This window comes from Thiorhodovibrio winogradskyi, assembly GCF_036208045.1.
GTDB lineage: Bacteria > Pseudomonadota > Gammaproteobacteria > Chromatiales > Chromatiaceae > Thiorhodovibrio > Thiorhodovibrio winogradskyi.
In genome coordinates this window covers 3,005,889-3,023,686 of record NZ_CP121472.1, presented here as the reverse complement: position 1 = coordinate 3,023,686, position 17,798 = coordinate 3,005,889, and the positions used below count along the sequence as shown (strand labels likewise).

Annotated in this window: 14 protein-coding genes; 9 read left to right on the top strand and 5 right to left on the bottom strand. The window is 59.7% G+C overall.

What is annotated here, in order from left to right; genetic code table 11:
• Positions 1-10: 10 nt before the first annotated feature.
• From Thiowin_RS13680 to dnaE, 5 genes are all read left to right on the top strand, one after another.
• Positions 11-2,104: a hypothetical protein gene (locus Thiowin_RS13680; RefSeq protein WP_328983562.1), complete on the top strand. Its 2,094-nt coding sequence runs from the start codon at positions 11-13 to the stop codon at positions 2,102-2,104.
• The gene (locus tag Thiowin_RS13675; protein ID WP_328983561.1) at positions 2,101-3,444 is read left to right on the top strand and encodes an RNA-dependent RNA polymerase family protein; all 1,344 of its coding nucleotides are present in this window, start codon (positions 2,101-2,103) and stop codon (positions 3,442-3,444) included. The genes Thiowin_RS13680 and Thiowin_RS13675 overlap by 4 nt, the downstream gene beginning before the upstream one ends.
• A 587-nt stretch (positions 3,445-4,031) precedes the next feature.
• Positions 4,032-4,697: a Bax inhibitor-1/YccA family protein gene (locus Thiowin_RS13670; RefSeq protein ID WP_328983560.1), complete on the top strand. Its 666-nt coding sequence runs from the start codon at positions 4,032-4,034 to the stop codon at positions 4,695-4,697.
• 138 nt (positions 4,698-4,835) lie between these two features.
• Entirely contained in the window at positions 4,836-5,021 is a 186-nt protein-coding gene (locus Thiowin_RS13665) for a hypothetical protein (RefSeq protein ID WP_328983559.1), read from the top strand.
• Positions 5,022-5,097: 76 nt separating this feature from the next.
• Positions 5,098-8,772, top strand: a complete 3,675-nt coding sequence (dnaE, locus tag Thiowin_RS13660) for a DNA polymerase III subunit alpha (protein WP_328983558.1) — start codon at positions 5,098-5,100, stop codon at positions 8,770-8,772.
• A 10-nt stretch (positions 8,773-8,782) separates the two neighbouring features.
• Here dnaE and Thiowin_RS13655 read toward each other — a convergent pair whose 3' ends face one another.
• Positions 8,783-10,417, bottom strand: a complete 1,635-nt coding sequence (locus Thiowin_RS13655) for a bifunctional aminoglycoside phosphotransferase/ATP-binding protein (RefSeq protein ID WP_328983557.1) — start codon at positions 10,415-10,417, stop codon at positions 8,783-8,785.
• 246 nt (positions 10,418-10,663) lie between these two features.
• Between Thiowin_RS13655 and Thiowin_RS13650 the strand changes: the two genes are divergently transcribed.
• Positions 10,664-10,864, top strand: coding sequence for a YgaP family membrane protein (locus Thiowin_RS13650; RefSeq protein WP_009147827.1), 201 nt, complete (start codon positions 10,664-10,666; stop codon positions 10,862-10,864).
• A gap of 17 nt (positions 10,865-10,881) precedes the next feature.
• On the opposite strand, the gene Thiowin_RS13645 is transcribed toward Thiowin_RS13650, so the two are convergent.
• On the bottom strand, positions 10,882-11,124 hold the full coding sequence (locus tag Thiowin_RS13645; RefSeq protein ID WP_328983556.1) for a DUF2934 domain-containing protein: 243 nt from the start codon (positions 11,122-11,124) through the stop codon (positions 10,882-10,884).
• Between the two features lie 267 nt (positions 11,125-11,391).
• On the opposite strand from Thiowin_RS13645, the gene Thiowin_RS13640 reads away from it, so the two are divergent.
• Complete coding sequence (locus Thiowin_RS13640; protein ID WP_328983555.1) at positions 11,392-12,147, top strand: DUF2760 domain-containing protein; 756 nt, start codon at positions 11,392-11,394, stop codon at positions 12,145-12,147.
• The gene (locus tag Thiowin_RS13635) at positions 12,144-14,006 is read left to right on the top strand and encodes an Hsp70 family protein (RefSeq protein WP_328983554.1); all 1,863 of its coding nucleotides are present in this window, start codon (positions 12,144-12,146) and stop codon (positions 14,004-14,006) included. The genes Thiowin_RS13640 and Thiowin_RS13635 overlap by 4 nt, the downstream gene beginning before the upstream one ends.
• Before the next feature lie 24 nt (positions 14,007-14,030).
• On the opposite strand, the gene Thiowin_RS13630 is transcribed toward Thiowin_RS13635, so the two are convergent.
• Positions 14,031-15,401 (bottom strand): HDOD domain-containing protein, encoded by a 1,371-nt coding sequence (locus tag Thiowin_RS13630; protein ID WP_328983553.1) that lies wholly within the window; start codon positions 15,399-15,401, stop codon positions 14,031-14,033.
• 39 nt (positions 15,402-15,440) lie between these two features.
• Positions 15,441-16,187: a tRNA threonylcarbamoyladenosine dehydratase gene (locus tag Thiowin_RS13625; protein ID WP_328983552.1), complete on the bottom strand. Its 747-nt coding sequence runs from the start codon at positions 16,185-16,187 to the stop codon at positions 15,441-15,443.
• Positions 16,188-16,409: 222 nt separating this feature from the next.
• Between Thiowin_RS13625 and Thiowin_RS13620 the strand changes: the two genes are divergently transcribed.
• Positions 16,410-16,808, top strand: coding sequence for a PilZ domain-containing protein (locus tag Thiowin_RS13620; RefSeq protein WP_328983551.1), 399 nt, complete (start codon positions 16,410-16,412; stop codon positions 16,806-16,808).
• 81 nt (positions 16,809-16,889) lie between these two features.
• Here Thiowin_RS13620 and Thiowin_RS13615 read toward each other — a convergent pair whose 3' ends face one another.
• Positions 16,890-17,786, bottom strand: a complete 897-nt coding sequence (locus Thiowin_RS13615) for an XrtA system polysaccharide deacetylase (RefSeq protein ID WP_328983550.1) — start codon at positions 17,784-17,786, stop codon at positions 16,890-16,892.
• Between the last annotated feature and the right edge of the window lie 12 nt (positions 17,787-17,798).

Below are 17,798 nucleotides of genomic sequence, written 5' to 3'. Positions count from 1 at the left end.
GATGTGCGACATGCGAAAGATCGATCAGTGGTTTGAGAAAGCCGCGAAAAGCCAGAATCGTGTCGTTACGCTTTTTCCGAGCCTACTTCGCAACAAGATCGCGTCTTATTTCGCCTATCGGTTGCGCTATCTATTTTCGTTCGAGATTATCTCCTTTTCCGTCCATGTGGCGGAGTTTTTCATTCTTCTTGCTCACGCGACCAAACCCGGCGTTATCCTCGTCGTGCTTTTGCGTGCGGGCGCCCCACTCGTCAGGGGCGCTTGGTGGGGCGCGATGGAAGTCCTGCGCGAACGACTGCGCGCGCTCTCTGGTCCGACTGACAAGCCGGAGTATGAGCGGGAGATCTCGCACTGGTTGGTGCTTTCAGTCATCCTTGCGTTGGTTGTCTTCCTATGCGGCCTTTCCTGGCTGTTCGTCTCCTTGTCGTCAGCGAATGCAGCCGAGACGATCTTTGTCGACATTTATATCTTGCTGATCACGGTTGAACTCGCACTACGTATTCCGATTCTCACCCTTCATTCAGGTATCTATTCAAATAGGCGCATCTACCGCCCGTTCCTGACCGTTCTGGCGCCCATCTTGCTTCAAGCCGCGGCAATGGCAAGTCTATTTGGTGTTTTACATGAGGGATCGCTGATTGTCTCGATTATCCTTAGCGGCGCCTTTAGCATGACCATTGGCTTGGTTTACATCAAGCGTATGTATCGGGTCGTCGGGATCAGTCCGACATTTCGCCAGGGGTTGACGGGGTTTTTCCCGTTCCTGCGCCGTCTGCCGTTAATAAACTTAATGTGGTCAACGTTGGCCGGGCTCCTGATTCGGATCGATGGTTTGCTGGTGCCCGTTCTCCTCGGGCTCGAATCGATCGGCGGCGAGGCGATCGATCTCACCGCTGGACATCCCACATGGAAGACGCCGGACTTCTGGCTCTTTCTCTATCTTGTTCTGCCGGCCATTCGCGGCGCCTATGAATGGTCGGCGCTGTTTTACTTCGATTTCGTTCGACTTCGACGCTCGCGCATGCTGCGGGATCTTGCGCGGGGGTTCATGGCGAAACTTGTTTTCGCCGCCGTCGGCATCGGGCTGTTTTTCTGGGCGCTGGCGACGACCGTCTTCTTGTTCGGATTCGCCGATATCCCTTTTCAACTCCTGGTTGCCATGATTCCCTTGTTCCTGCTTAGGGCTTGGCTTGCCGTGTATCAAATCAGAGCCTTTGCGGATGCACGATTCGTCGAGGTCTGTGTCAGCGTAGGCATCATCATTGCTGGTCTTGTTTTTGTTGAAGTCCGTGGTTTTGCCGATATTGGCGGTCTCGCGCAAATTGATCTTTGTTTGCTCGCTGGTCTGATCTTCTTGATTGCAGCGCAAATCTTGCACGATCATCGGACGGTCAGGGTCGCGCCGTTCCTTGCGTTGAATGACTGGGGACGACGCTTGGCGGCGGAAGCTGGGAAGCTCGATCTGGGTGTGATCACGGTCGCTAGAAAGGTTGCCGAAGGCGAAAAATCCGCTCTCCGCGAGATGCTGGAGGAAGCCCTAGAGGGCAAAGGGCGCTTGGCCTGGTTGGATGATCGGCGTCTCATTTATTATGAGCGAGTGCGCGAGAGCGACCGGGAGGCTTTCGACCCTTATCTCTTTGTGGAAGCCGCGGGCGGTTTGATCGCATTGGTGCGTCCATTGCCAGGACCACGGCAGGGGGGTGGGGCTGCCATCGCGATGCTGCGTGATCGTGATGATCTGCGACGGCCGTCGCCTCGGCTTGACATCTTCGCTCTGATCGACAGCTTTCGTTGCGAAATTCGCGACGGTATCGTGCTCGATCTACAAGCGGCCGGCCGATCGCGTGAAGCCGCCAAGCTGGATAAGGAGACTGTGGCTTCGGCGATTCCTTTTGCCATGCGCGCCTTGCGCTCTGGTTCGCCGTACGCCTGGTGCGGTCACTATCGTCTCTATGCCGCGTTTCTTGATGACAATCTCCGCGCGCTATTTTTTGTGCCTAGTGATGTTGATGCGAGATCGCTTAAGCGTTGGGATGATGCTTTTGCCGAATGGCAATTCACCTGGTTAAAGCCGTCGGGCTCAAGCGAGGAGTCGCACACATGAGTCGGCTTCACATCGACGACATCCTGGCCGATCCTCATGCCTACGCAGCTGCGATTCGCAAGGTCTTTGGCAAGAGGAATCGGCTGAACAAAGGGTTCATGCAGGCCTATGGCGGAGTGAGTTACTACGCCGCCTATCTGCGCAATCGCAGCCTCGGCAAGGTGCTCGCTAAAACAGTGGCGAGCGGCGACTACGTCTTCGCGCCGGTCGACCTGTGGTTCCTCAAGCTGCGCTCGAAAACGCGGGCAGTGCATAGGGCAACATTTATCGATCAGATTATCGGCGCGGTGGTCTACCAAGTCGTTTCCGAGAATGCGCGGGTGTTGGGATTGCCGGGGCTCTATTCCTATCTACCGGGCAAGAGCAACTATCAGGCGATGCAAGACTTCGCGGCTTATGTCCGCGACTACCGGCGCCGAGTCCCTGATCCCAGGAAACGCGGATTGTTCGTGCTCCAGTCAGATTTCGAGAAGTACGGCGACAATCTTCCGGTTCACCAGGATGCTTTCATTTGGACCAAGCTAAGAGAGGTGATAGAGGTTGGTACGGATCGGGCGATTTCGGACAATGCGTGGCAATTGATTCAGTCTCTGGTCCGCCCGGTGGTTCGCGATCCAGGCGGCCTGGAGTTTTCGCGACTCCGCGGGATTCCGATGGGGACGCCCATTGTACCCATGGTGAATGTTCTCGCCGCGGCGCCGCTCGACGAGATGCTGGCGGATACGGAAGGAGCTTTTTACGCTCGGTTCAATGACGACTTCCTAATTGCGCACCCGGATCGGGATGTTGTTATAAACGCGGATGCCAAGATCAACGAACTACTCAAACCGCTTGGTGTACAGCGTAATAAAAAAAAGGACATACTCACCTACTTCAACGGCGCCGGACGGCGCTGCGAGATGGATTCGCGATTTCAAGGCTCAAGCCATATTGATTTCCTTGGCCTTTCGGTGACCTTTGCTGGCACTGTCGCGGCAGGGCCAAAACGTATCGCGCGCGTCATGACCGAGGTTTGTCGGCGACTGGATCGAACCGCGCATGCCATTCGCGACTATCACATCGATGCCAGAGCTGCGTGCCTTAGCCGGGTGACGAATCGTATGCTGACACCGGGGCATGCCTTCACGGTTCCGGGTATGGCGTCAATGTTGCGAGACACCAATGACCGAAGTCTGCTTCGGGACATCGACTACCGAATCGCCCGGAAGATCGTGCAGTGTGCGACCGAGCAGCCAGGCGTTCGCGGATTTCGACGATTGTCGATGCGGGAGTTGCGCGAAAGGCACGGATTAATGTCGCTCGTGCAGATCCGTAATGCCGCCATCCCTCGGTCAGGGTGAAACCGGTGCTAAGATAAGCGGCGAAGGGGGGCGGTTCCCGCTCTTGACCGGATCCTAACTAGAACCCTCCACAGAGGCCGTGGCTTTCGGAGGGCGTTTTTTTTGGTCCCCGCCCCCCTTCACCCGGCGTCAGCCGGCTTTCTAACCAAGTCTTTGCGTGCTGCTGGGAGCAGCCTGAGCCAATGCAAATCAAATGCTTTGCCCTTTGGTGTAAAACGTACTAGCTAAGGTTTGTTATTTGCGAGATCAAGACATTCCTCAGACCTTGCCACCGGTGGGAGCGATACTGCGTGCGACGCCGCGCGCGGGTAGGCCGGGTGCTTGATCTCGCGGCTGCTTTCGTTATCCTGTTGGAACTTGAGATGCCCTGGACGGGTCGGAAGGCGTTGATGTTCGACTGATCCGGGCTTAGATTAACAGCCTGGGATCTAAGATTCGATCTCGAAACACATGGCTCGATCCGACTTGGGCAGTCGGGATGATGTAATTTTTTCTTTCGCGCAATTTTTTTGGTGCCCATGATTGGGTGCCAGCATCCTTAAAAGCCAACGACCTTAAACCAACAACCTCAGGAGTGGTGAGAAACCATGGCGAATGAGTACACGATGATGCAAGGCGCCTCGAGCGCTGTCGCGGCGAACAAGGTGCTTAAGAACACCTATTTGCTGTTGTCTGCAACCCTGGGCTTTAGTGCGGTGATGGCGATGCTGTCGATGGCCTTGGCCATGCCGCCCTGGGTCTATATGGTGTCCGTGATTGGTGCCATGCTGTTGGGCATGTTCGTGCTCCCGCGCGCGGCTCAGTCGGCCAGTGGGGTCGGGGTGATTTTCCTGATCACCGGCATGCTGGGCTTTGGGCTTGGATCCATTCTCAGCATGTACATGGCGTTGCCGAACGGACCTGGCATTATCGCCACGGCCTTTGGTGGCACGGCGCTGATTTTCCTCGGGCTCTCAGGCTACGCGCTGACCAGCAAGCGGGATTTCAGCTTCCTGGGCGGCTTTGTGTTTGCCGGCATGATGGTGGTGCTGGTCGCCATTGTCGCCAATCTGTTCCTGAACATTCCGGCTTTGTCGCTGGCGATTTCAGGTGCCATCATCTTGCTGATGAGTGCCTTTATCCTGTTCGATACCAGCCGGATCGCCCGCGGTGAGGAAACCAACTACATCATGGCGACCTACGGCATTTATTTGTCGATTTTCAATATCTTCATCAGCCTGTTGCAGATTCTTGGCTTCATGGGCGATGACTGATGACGGTTGCCCGACCCGGCGCCAGTCTTGACCGATAATGACTGACTGAGTGCCATTGTTTGCCAGCCCCGGCTCTGATCGGGGCTTTTTTATGCCCGTGCTGTTGGGGTTCATTTCTGCAAGCTGGAGGAAGACATCATGGATCTTTTCCTGAAACTCGTGCTGGCGGCCGTGTTGATTTTGCTGCTGTTTCGCATGTGGCCCGCGTACAAGGCCTGGCAGGAGCAAGGGCGCAAGGCGCAGCAGGGCGATTGGGCGGCGGTGGTGTTACCCTTGGCCGGTGTGGCTGGGTTGGTGGTGATTCTGGTTTTGATGGTGCGATGAGGCCTGACCATCCGCTTCTTGGTTCACATCGGATTCTTGGTTTACGGACATTGCTAAAGGACATCGGCTCCGAATCGTGGAAAACTCCTTTGTTCATCTGCATCTCCATTCGGAATTTTCCCTGGTCGATGGTCTGATTCGACCCAAGGCGCTGGTGGCGGCCGCGGTGGAGGCGGGCATGCCGGCGGTGGCGGTGACGGATCTGACCAATCTGTTCTGCCTGGTGCGCTTCTACAAGGCGGCCATGGCGGCTGGCGTCAAGCCCATTGTCGGCAGTGAGTTTCGCGTCGATGATCCGGCCGACCTCGCGCATCCGCATCGGCTGGTGCTCTTGGTGCAGAATCTGACCGGCTACCGCAACCTGACCCGGCTGATTTCCCGCGCCTATCTCGAGCGCCAGGATACTGGCTTCCCGCGTATCGACCGTGCCTGGCTGGTGGAGAGCGCCGAGGGGCTGATCGCGCTCTCCGCCGGGCAGTATGGCGATGTCGGCCGGGCGCTGGTGCGCGGCCATCGCGAGCAGGCCGAGCAGCGGCTAGCGGACTGGCTTCAGCTCTTTGGTGACAGGTTTTATCTTGAGGTGATGCGCACCGGTCGGGCGGATGAGGATCTCCATATCCAAGCCTGTGTCGATCTTGCCGCCGCGCAGTCGGTGCCCGTGGTGGCGACCAACGATGTGCGCTTTCTCAAGACCGAGGACTTCGATGCCCACGAGGTCCGGGTCTGTATTCATGAGGGCCTGACCCTTGAGGATCCGCGCCGTCCGCGCGATTACAGCCCGGAGCAGTACCTGCGCACCCCGGCGGAGATGGCCGAGCTGTTCGCCGATCTGCCCGAGGCGCTGGAGAATGCGCTCGAGATCGCCAAGCGCTGCAATCTGGAGCTGGAGTTGGGCAAGAGCTATCTGCCGGACGCTCCCCTCCCGCCAGGGGCGCCCGATGGGCAGAGCGTGGATGACTTCATTGCCGAGGCCTCGCGAAAGGGGCTCGATTGGCGCCTGGTGCGTACCTTCGATGTGCAGGCGCCGGACTTCGCCGAGCACCGCCGGGTCTATGACGAACGCCTGGACATTGAGCTGAAAGTCATTTGCGACATGGGCTTTCCGGGTTATTTTCTCATCGTCGCCGACTTCATCCAGTGGGCCAAGGATCAGGGTATTCCGGTCGGCCCCGGGCGCGGCTCGGGCGCCGGTTCGCTGGTGGCCTATGCGCTCAAGATCACCGATCTCGACCCCATTGAGCACGACCTGCTGTTCGAGCGCTTTCTGAACCCCGAGCGGGTGTCCATGCCCGACTTCGATATCGACTTCTGCATGGAGCGCCGCGACGAGGTCATCGACTATGTGGCGCGCAAGTACGGTCGCGAGGCGGTGTCGCAGATCATCACCTTCGGCACCATGGCGGCCAAGGCGGTGGTGCGTGATGTCGGCCGAGTTCTAGGCCATCCCTACGGCTTTGTCGATAAAATCGCTAAAATGGTGCCTTTCGAGCTGAAAATGACGCTCGACAAGGCGCTGGTGGAAAGCGAGGAGCTCAAGGCGGCCTATGCCGAGGACGAGGCCGTCACCGCTATCATCGACATGGCGCGCAAGCTCGAGGGCCTGGCACGCAATGCCGGCAAGCACGCGGGCGGCGTGGTAATCGCGCCGACCAAGCTGACGGATTTCGCGCCGCTCTACTGCGAGCCGGGCGGGGAGAATCTGGTCACCCAGTTCGACAAGGACGATGTCGAGCAGGCCGGGCTGGTGAAGTTCGATTTCCTCGGCCTGCGCACCCTGACCATCATCGACTGGGCGCTGAAGACAGTGAACGCCCGGCGCGCGGAGCAGGGCGAGACGCCGCTCGAGATCGAGCAGATCGATGCCCATGATCAACGGGCCTTCGCGCTGTTGAAAAGCTGCGCCACCACGGCGGTGTTCCAGCTTGAATCGCGCGGCATGAAGGAGCTGATCAAAAAGCTCCAGCCTGACTGTTTCGAGGACATCACCGCCCTGGTGGCCCTGTTCCGCCCCGGCCCCTTGCAATCGGGCATGGTGGATGACTTTATCGACCGCAAGCACGGCCGTGCCGCCGTGGCCTATCCGCACTCGGACCTCGAACCTATCCTCAAGCCCACCTATGGCGTCATCCTGTATCAGGAACAGGTGATGCAGATCGCCCAGGTGCTCGCCGGCTATTCGCTCGGCGGCGCCGACCTGCTGCGCCGCGCCATGGGCAAGAAGAAGGCCGAGGAGATGGACAAGCAGCGTGCCATCTTCGAGCAGGGCGCGACCGAGCGCGGCGTGGATGCCAGGGTGGCCACGCACATTTTCGATTTGATGGAAAAGTTCGCCGGCTATGGCTTCAATAAAAGTCACTCGGCCGCCTACGCGCTGGTCAGCTACCAAACCCTGTGGCTCAAGACCCATTACCCGGCCGCCTTCATGGCCGCGGTCCTGTCCGCGGACATGGACAACACCGACAAGGTGGTCACCCTGATCGATGAATGCCGGGCGATGAAGCTGGCCGTGGACCCACCCTGCATCAATGGCTCCGAATGGCGTTTCACCATCGCCGGAGACGCGCGCGTCATCTACGGCCTGGGCGCCATCAAGGGTGTGGGCGAATCGGCCATTGAGTCGATCCTCAAGGTGCGCGATGGCCGGCCTTTTGCCGATCTCTGGGATTTCTGCCGCCGCATCGACCTCAAGCGCGTCAATCGCCGGGTGGTCGAGGCCCTGATTCGCGCCGGTGCCCTGGATAAACTCGGCAAAAACCGCGCGACCCTGTTTAACCAGCTGCCGGTGGCGCTCAAGCTGGCCGAACAGGCACATGCCAGCGCCAGCAGCGGCCAGACCGATCTGTTCGGGATGGGCGGTGGCATGGGGGACGACGGGACTGACACCGGCCCCGACCCACAGATCGCCGCCGACGAATGGCCCGAGTGGGACGAGGACGAGCGCCTACTCGGCGAGAAGGAAACCTTGGGGCTCTATCTCACTGGCCACCCCATTGATGCCTATGAGTCCGAGCTCAACGCCATGGTCTCGCGCCGCATCGTCGGTCTGCTCGAGGGCGGGCAGAGTTTTGGCTTTGGCGAGGAGGGCGGTGGTCGCGGCGAGCCGCGCACCGTCGTCGGGCTGGTGGTGGCGGTGCGCGCCAACAAAACCCAACGCGGGCGCATGGCCAGCGTCACCCTGGACGATCGCACCGGACGCATCGAGGCAACCGTCTTCTCCGAGCTGTACGAGCAGACCCGCGAGTTGCTGGTCACCGACAGCATCCTGGTGGTCTCCGGGCAAGTGGTGTTCGATCAGTTCCGCGACAGCTGGTCCCTGCGTGCCAGCAGTGTGCGCCCTCTGGCCGAGGCGCGCGCCGAACTGGCCGACCATCTGCGCCTGACCATCGATCTGGCCGAGCCCGAGCGGCATCACCAGGGCCAGAACCTGATCAATGCCCTGATCGACATCCTGCAGCAATTTCGTGGCACCGGTCTTGCCGTGCGCGTCCACTACCGACGTCCCGGCGCGACCGGCGAGCTGCGCCTGGGTGAGGATTGGCGGGTGAGCCCAAGTGACACTCTGATCAAACGCCTACGCCAGTTACTTGGGGCTGGAGGGGTGGAAATCGTCTACGAGCGCGAGCTGCGCCTGGCACCCTCGCTCAATCTAATCGACCCGGGACGAATCGAGGACGAACCCGAGTCCGAGCAGCCCGAGCCGGAGCCCAAGCCGGAACAGGAACCCAAACGGGAGCTGGCTGAGTTCCTCTAGTCGAATTTCGTCACTTGCCCGAGTTGGCTTGACAACTCGCCGCGATCACTTGGCGGGCAGGCGGTTCCTCGGCGGCCTCCCGCGTCATCCGGCGCAGAAAGGCGGCGATTTGGGCGGGGGATTCGGTGTCCAGATGAATGGCCGCGTGGTCTTCTTCCTCGCTGAGTGGGTCGTGGTGTTCCTGCTGGCGGGCCAGAATCACTGCGTCGGCATCGGAGGCGTCGTCGCCGCGCCTGAGTCTGGCAAGCACGCGCGTTTTGAGCAGATCCGGCGGTGCCTTGAGCGCGAGAATGGTGAAATCGCAACCCTGTTGCTTGGCCAGTGTGCGGAACCATTCGCGGTGCTCGGCGCGCAGAAAGGCGGCGTCGACCAGTGCGCCGCAACCAGACAGCAGAATTTGCTCGGTCAGCTCAAGCAGGCGCAAATAGGTTTGGCGCGAGGCCTGTTCGCTATAAAGACCTACGGTGCTTGAATCGCTCGGCGCGGTGGCAAAGAGGCGCTTGCGTTCAATGTCCGAGCGGATATGGATCAGCGGCAGGCGTTCGCGCAGCGCCAGGCTGAGCCAGGTCTTGCCGGAGCCTGACAGGCCGTGGGTGATGAACAGCCGGGGAGGGTGTGTGTGGGTGAACGCCTCGGCCAGACGCAAATAGTGATCGAGATGGGCGCGTGCCTGGCGTACATCCGCGGCTGCCTCGGGGTGCTGGCCCAGGCGGATGCCACACACCTTGGCCCGGACCATGGCGCGATAGACCTGATAAAAGGCCAGCAGGCGCAGACCGGGGTAATCGCCGGTGCGCTCCAAATAGGCATTGATTAGGCGCCGCTCGAGCGCGGTCTCGCCGATTTCGCGCAAATCCATGGCGAGGAAGGCCAGATCGCTGATGCAGTCGATCCAGCGCAGCTCGGGGTTGAACTCCAGCGCGTCGAAAATGGTCGGCTCGCCATCGAGCAGGGCGATGTTGCCGCGATGCAAATCACCATGGCACTCGCGAATCCAGCCCTCGGCCTTGCGCGCGGCGAACAGGGGCTCAAGCTCGCTAAAGCGCGCGCGGGTCCAATGCTCGATCTGCGCGATGCGCCGCTCGCTCTCTGGGTCAAGCGGGTTCTTGCGCAGCACCCGCACATTGGCCAGCATGGGCTGGAGAATTTTGTTTGGTTGCCCAAAGGAACTCTCGGGGGCGGCTGGGGGCAGGCCGAGGTGAAACTCGGCAATGCGCTCGGCCAGGCGGTCAATGATGTCGCGATCAATGGGCGTTTCCGTCAGCACCGCATGGCGCGGAAAACGCCGCATGCGCACGGCATACTCCAGCGCCTTCGCCTCGCCCTGAGCGTGGATGCGAATGGCCCCCGCCTGATCGCTGACGCTGACAACATCCAGGTAGAGCCCCGGGGCCAGACGGCGGTTGATGCGGACTTCCTCATGGCAGAAGTGCCGACGTTGCTCCAGGGTGGAGAAATCAAGAAAGCCCAGATTGACCGGCTTTTTCAGTTTGTAGGCATAGGCGCCGGCGAGTAGCACAAAGGAGATGTGGGTTTCGATGACATCGACCCGGCCAACCGGATGCGCATAGGCGGCAGGGTCGCGCAACGCCTCGATCAGGGACGCAAGCGACTGGCTGTTGGCAGTTTGGCGAGTGGCTGTCATGCTGGTGTGGCGTTTAGAGTTGCGCTGTTGCCGTCCCTGGCTGCTGGCCTTGGCAGTTGGCGGATCGCTAGCGGTTCGGTGCCTGCTTGATGCCGGGATGCAGCTTGACTATGATCCCGCGTCACTCGATGCTTTGCAGCCGCGTCGGTCCAGTGACTTAAGCCAAGGTTGACTGGCATTTGGCCAGCGGGCTCGCCAAAAGACCGACCGGAAGACCAACCAAGAAACCAATCAGGAGAATATCCCATGAACATTGATCGTATCGTCTTTGCCTTTGCCGGATTCATGATTTTGGTGACCCTGGCCCTGGGTAACTGGGTGTCGCCTTATTGGTACCTGTTCACGGCCTTTATCGGGCTGAATTTGCTACAGTCGGCTTTTACCGGCTTTTGTCCCTTGGCGTTGATTTTGAAAAAAATGAACAAGCCCTCGGGTGCGGCCTTTTGAGTCGCGGTGCGCGGGCGCTAGTGTGACCATAGCCGCAACGCATTGCGGATGTCGGTCGCGCTGAGCCCCTCGGTCGGTTGGCCGGCCTGGCGCAGACGTTCGAGCATGCGATCAATCTGATGCTCCGCCAGTTTCCAGTCGCGCTCGGCCTCTCCCGGGAGAAAGCCGCGTTGTTCAGCCAGAAAATAGGCGGCCACTGCAATCATGCTGTGGCGTTCCTCGGCATTGGGGCCGGTGATGGTGGAAGATTCTGCTGTCATGTCTCGCTGTGATGCTGTTATGCAGGGGCTAGTTCCTGATGCTGGTCCCCAGTGCTGGTTTCCTGTGCCGGTTTGCAATGCCTGTTCGCATGCCGGCGCACCAGGGGCAAGGCAATGCCGAGTGTCAGGGTAAAGTGATGAAGCCTGAGAGCTTGCGCGTTACTATACCGTCACATCACCGTCAGATCATGGCCGTCGTCAGACTCCCCGGGCGGCCAGCCATGCCGTCGCTGCTGATTCAGTGGTCCCCGCGATGAGGAAGAAGGAATGAAAAAGCTAAAGTCCCTGCTTGAGCAGGAACGCATCCGTCTCATGCTCGCAAAGGCGCGGCCTGTGCTGGCGAAGACCTGGGCGCTGGCCCGGAAGTATGGCGCGATCGCCTATAAATACGGCCGTATCGGTGCGCGTGAAGCCTGGATTATCCTGCAGCGACTGCCGATTGCCAGCCTGTCCTTCGCCCGCGCGCTGGCCAGCCCTGAGTATGCCGAGGATCTGCGTGCCCTGCATGCCGATCAGTTCTCGACGCCCGGTTTGGGAGCTGCGCGACCCTCGGCCGCGCGAGCTGAAGCCAGGGCAACATCGGGCACGACATCTGGCCCGGATGCGCGCCCAGCGCTGGTTAAAACCGCGGAACTCGAAAAAGCCCCACCGGATTCAGCCCTGCTGCTGCTTAGCTTGCTGCAGAAGGAGGGACGTTTCATTGACTTCATGCAAGAGGATGTCGGCAGCTACAGCGATCAGGACGTCGGCGCGGCGGCGCGCGTGGTGCATGAGGGGTGTGGCAAGGTGCTACGCGAGCACCTGCACATTGCACCGGTGCGGGAGGAGACCGAGGGGAGTCAGGTCAGGCTCGAGCCCGGTTTCAACCCTGCCGAGGTGCGCCCGACTGGTCAGGTGGTGGGCGAGCCGCCCTTTACCGGCTCCCTGGTCCATCGCGGCTGGCGCGCGACCAAAATTCAGCTACCCCAGGTGGCCAGCAGCCGTGATCTGCACATTTTGGCCGCGGCGGAGGTGGAACTGTGAGCAAACCGCGTTTTGCGATTGGCATTGATCTAGGTACGACCCACTGTGCCCTGGCCTATGTCGAGTCGGAGAAATGCGACGGCGAACAGGTCGAGCACCAGCAGATGGCCATCCCACAGCTGACGGCGCCGGGTTCGGTCGAGCAACTCCCGGTTCTGCCGTCTTTCATCTATCTGCCGCATCAGGACGAATTTAAGTCCGGCGATCTCAGCCTGCCCTGGCCGGCCGATCCGCGGCGCATCGCCGGTACCCTGGCACGCAAGCAGGGCACCACCACGCCCATGCGTCTGGTCTCCAGCGCCAAGAGCTGGCTGTGCCATCCCGATGTCGACCGCAAGGCGGGCATCCTGCCGCCGCCCATCGCGGCCCCTGACATGAAGGACGACATTCCGCGCATGTCACCCTTCGATGCCAGCATCCATTATCTGGCCCATCTGCGCGACGCCTGGAATGGTCAATTCCCGAACGATCCGCTCGAACGCCAAGAAGTCACTGTCACTGTCCCGGCCTCTTTCGACCCGGCCGCGCGGGAACTCACCGCCGAGGCCGCGAGCGCGGTTGGCATCCAAAACTTGGTGCTGCTTGAGGAACCCCAGGCGGCCCTCTATTCCTGGGTGAACGACAGTCGCGGCGACTGGCGCCAACAGGTCAAGGTGGGCGACATTCTGCTGGTGGTGGATGTCGGTGGCGGCACCACGGATCTGTCCCTGATCGCCGTGACCGAGGACGCTGGCGCGCTTGAGCTGACGCGCGTCGCCGTGGGCGAGCACATCCTGCTCGGCGGCGACAACATGGACCTGGCCCTGGCCCATCTGGTCAAGCAAAAGCTTAAAACCCAGGGCACCGAGCTTGACCGCTGGCAGGTGCAGGCACTCACCCACGGCTGCCGCCAGGCCAAGGAATCCCTGCTTGCCGATGCCGAGCTGACCAGCGTCCCCGTGGTGGTGCCGAGCCGTGGCACCAAGCTGATCGGCGGCAGTATCCGCACCGAACTCACGCGCGAGGAAGTCGAGAAGACCCTGATTGAAGGCTTTTTCCCCGACTGCGAGATTTCCGCCCGTCCGGCGGTGCGCGAGCGCGGCGCCCTGACCAAAGTCGGCCTGCCCTTTGCCCAGGATCCAGGCATCACCCGCCATCTGGCGGCCTTTCTTAGTCGCCAGGCTGGCGCCACCGGGGATCTCGAGGGCTTTGTCGAGCAAGCGCACTGGGCGAGCTTCCTGCATCCCACCGCGGTGCTGTTCAACGGCGGTGTCTTTAACGCGAGCGTGCTGCGCGAGCGGGTCGCGTCCGTCATCAACCGCTGGCTGGCGGCCGAGGATGCCCCGCCGGCACGTCTGCTCGAGGCACGGGATCTCGACCTGGCCGTGGCCCGGGGCGCGGCCTTTTTTGCTCATGTACGCGGCCATGGCGGGGTGCGCATTCGCGGCGGCACCTCGCATTCCTACTACGTTGGCATCGAGTGCGCGGCGCCGGCCATTCCCGGCATGGAACCCGAACTGCAGGCACTCTGCCTGGTGCCCTTTGGCCTGGAGGAGGGCTCGGACCCCGTGCGGCCGCCCCAGGAGTTTGGCCTCATTGTCGGCGAGCCGGTGCGCTTTCGCTTTTTCGGCTCCAGCGTGCGGCGCGAGGACCAGCCCGGCGACCTGCTCGAGGAATGGACGCCGGATGAACTCGACGAACTCGAGGATATCCAGACCAACCTGCCAGCGGACAATCGCGAGCAGGGCGAGGTGGTACCGGTGCGCCTGCAGGCGGCGGTTTCGGAGGTGGGCAATCTGGAGCTCATCGCCATTCCGCTCACCGGCAAGCCCGCCGAGTGGAAGGTGTCCTTCAATACCCGCGGGGGCCCTGAACGCTGAGTTGGGCTGAGCTTGCGGCGGATGTTAGTGTTCCGCTTTCACCATAGTGGCCAGTGACTTCGGCAAGGTGTCGATTTCCTTGACCAGACGCGGCAGCGAGCGCTCATAGATAAGCTTGTTTTCGCTCAGATCTTTGAGACCAATCGCATCCAGGTACTCATCCATGAAAACGGCCGGATCCTGATCGGCGGTTTTTTTGAGCGCCCGATACATGCGCCGCGACAGATACAAAAGCGCAACCTGCAAGCGCACGTCCTCGGGGACTCGCTTGGGTGGCGCGAATTCAGGGTAATACTGGTATTGCAGTGTCTTGCACAGGGCATCTGGCAGTTTCCAGGTGCGCAGCAGTTCAGCGCCCATTTCCGCCGGATCCACCAGATTGAACAGCGGGTCAAGTTGCGGGTTATAGTTCTTGAGCAACTCCACAATGACCATGCCAATCTCACCCAAGAGACCAATGGTTGAGATTTCAGCCGGTTTGACGCGCGGCTGGGCTTGCGCCATCACAAAGGCGATGCGCGAGATGTCGACCGAACGCGCATGAATCTCGGCAAAGGCCGGCGTCTCCGGCAAGCTATAGCGAACGCTTTCGGACATGACAATCTGATACACCTGCTCATGCCCAAGCAAGAGCATGGCGTGGTTCAGGTTAGTGATCTTGTTCTCAAAGCCATAAATGGGTGAGTTAACAGCTTTTAGCAGATTGCTGGTCAGTGAGTAATCCATCGCGACCATGTCGACAATCTCTTGGCGCGTCGTGCGATCATCGAGCATTTTGTTCAACAGCTCGAGCGAGGAGACGGGTAACTTGGGTACCTTGGCGAAGAGTTTTTGCGCGATGGGAGACTGGCTAAAGCCCGCGCCTGACTCGGCACGTAGCCGATACATGGCATCAAGGAGATCGGCGCGCGTGTCGAACAATATCTGGGCATTCTTGCGCTGTTGCCGCAGGTGCGTCTGGGTGATGCGCTTTGCCCGCAGCAGCAGATAGGACTGTAGATCCTCATCGAGCTGGGCAAAGGTCGCTGGATCAATCACCAGCGCGGTGCCCGAGGTACGCGCCAGCACCGCGAAATGGCCTTCATCCGGTGGGGCGTCGAAGTCGCCATCGCTGATCCAGTCGCCGGTCTTGAAGATCTCGGCGGGCAGGTGTTGCTCCGCGCTGGCGCGCAGTTCAAGATGCCCGCTCAGAACGATAATGAGATCCGTCCTGAGCTGCTCGGCGGAAAATGCCCAGTCGCCGGCCGCGAACTTGACCAGGTCGGCAGCGTTGTACAGGGCAATCAGATCCTGTTCGGCCAGGTCGGGAAAGGCCCCTGCCTTGTCGGCCGCTTTCAATTCTGGCGCCAGAGCCTCGCCGTTGGTCGATGGGTGTTTTTTCCAGAATCCGCGCATGAGAAAACCTCAGGCTATGCTAATCATCCCAGTGGGGCGTCATTCAAGTATAGGACGCACACAGCCACTGTGTCTCGGTTCCCTGTCCAGCAGTCGCTCAATCGCGCAGCCAGCCAGGGTGAGACCAAAGAGCGCCGGCATGTAGCTGATGGTGCCGTTGATGGCGCGGGAACGCCCGCTAGCCGTGCGTTCGGGCATCAGCGCCGGGCGCGGAGCCTCCAGCGACCAGACCGCCAATACTCCCTCGCCGTGGCCAAGGCGGCGCAGCCGCTGGCGCACGGCTCGGGCTAGGGGGCACTGTGCGCTTTGCATCAGATCGCTTGTTCGGAGCGCGCGCGGGTCCATGCGCCCGCCCGCTCCCATGCTGCTGAAGACCGGAACGCCAGCCTCAAGACAGGCGGCCAACAGCGCCACCTTGCTGCTCAGGCTGTCTATCGCATCAATCACGGCGTCAAATCGCTCCAGAGCCAGGCTGGAGAGATTATCGGGGTCAAGAAAACGCGCCAGCGGCGTGAACTGGCCTTGAGGGTTGATGTCGCGCAAGCGCGCCACCATCACTTCCACCTTAGGCTGTCCGAGCGTTGAATGCAGTGCGATGAGTTGGCGATTAAGATTGGATGCTTCCACCCGGTCAGGGTCCACCAGGGTGAGCTGGCCAACGCCCGCGCGCGCCAGCCCCTCGGCTGCATGACCGCCGACGCCGCCGAGCCCGGCAATCAGGACATTGGCGCGAGCGAGCCTGTCGCAGCCTACTTGGCCAATCAGAATGGCGGTACGCTGGATCATCGCGGTGGTCTCTCGAGCAATGATGTCTGCTTGATCATCAGCGGAACCAGAACTGAACGCATGAAGCGAAATCAAGGTTTGTCGTTTTGCGCGGATTCGGCTAATCTTCAAGGCGAAGACCGGCCAAAGGCAAGGATATCAAGGCGTACAATGGAATGAAGTTCGGGCGTGGTCATTGGAATCGATAGCCGCTTAAGCGTGTGAGGATGGAGGGATAGACAAGTGTTGCAAACAGAAATGGTATCCATGGGGGCCAGCGTGAACCATGATTTGAGCGAAAAGCGGCGCTATGAGAGAACGACGCGTGAATGCTATGCTCGGGTCAAAATGTTTCCCGAGACATACGGCGGCATCAATCATGGCATGACGGAAGATATCAGTGAGGGCGGCGTCAGAATACGGACCTTCCACAAGCCCCAGGTCGATGCTGACGTGCTCGTCCAGCTAGGCTGCGAAAACCAGGCGGACCTCCTGAAGCTGAAAGGCTCGGTTGTCTGGGCAACCCAGTCTGGCAGCGGCGACCAATGGGTGGTCGGGATCTCCTTCAGCGACATTAACGATCACGCCAAACAGCGCCTGCAGCAACTTGGCGATCCGGTGTCGATCAATAATCCACTTTAGTAAGGTAGGCTAAGCAGCAGCGATATGACGACGAAGCTGGGATGCTTCGTCTTTGACCAAGATAAAGGATGGTCTGTGGATTTAGATCGACGTTTGAAGTAGAAACTCAGGATAAGTATTTGGGTTCTCTTGCGACCCAAAAAAAACTCCTTCCATGGTCGTCCACTGAAAGTCTCTCAAAAGTGCCGCTATCCGTTGGTGTGTCTTTGAGAGATTTAAATAATGTCGAAACCGCGTTTTGAAAGGGAGTCCAGCAAGACGCGGCTGATTCGTGTCTATCTCCCACGGATGGAAATAAAAGATGGCTGCTTGGTGATCATGTTGGTTAATATGGTTGATCATCCAGCGAGACACGGAATAGGGATAGAGTCTAAAAAAACCTCCGCCACCACAGGGGATACGTTTGTTGCCGATTGCCAAAGTGGTCACGGGAATCTCAACGAAATCTTGATTTTTTAGTGGCCGAAAAGCAAATCTGGGCGCATCAGGTATTCCGTAAAGATCATGGCGGATCGGATAAATGCTCGAGCTATACCGATACCCGGCATTCATAATCTCCTCATGTGCCCAAAGGTTACTACGGTTGATCGAGTAACTGGCCGCGCGATACCCGGATATAGCGCAGCCGCTAACATCCTCGAGTAGCTTTTTGGTATGCGTGATATCCCGGGCAAAGGTCTTGGGATCTTGTTCCGTGACGCGAACGTGTTCGTAACCATGGCTCGCCAATTCATGGCCCTGTTTCGTGATTTGCCTGATCATGTCAGGAAAGCGTTCAGCGATCCAGCCAAGAGTAAAAAAAGTCGCTTTCGCTCCATGCGTGCTGAGCAAGTCCAAAATCTCGTTGAGGTTCCTTTCCACGCGGCAATCGCGATGCTCCCATTCGGCGCGCTTGACATGTCCCTCGAATGCCGAGACTTGAAAGTAATCCTCTACGTCAATCGAGAGAGCATTTGTGATGGGTGATTCTAGGTGCATTTAGCGGTTCCG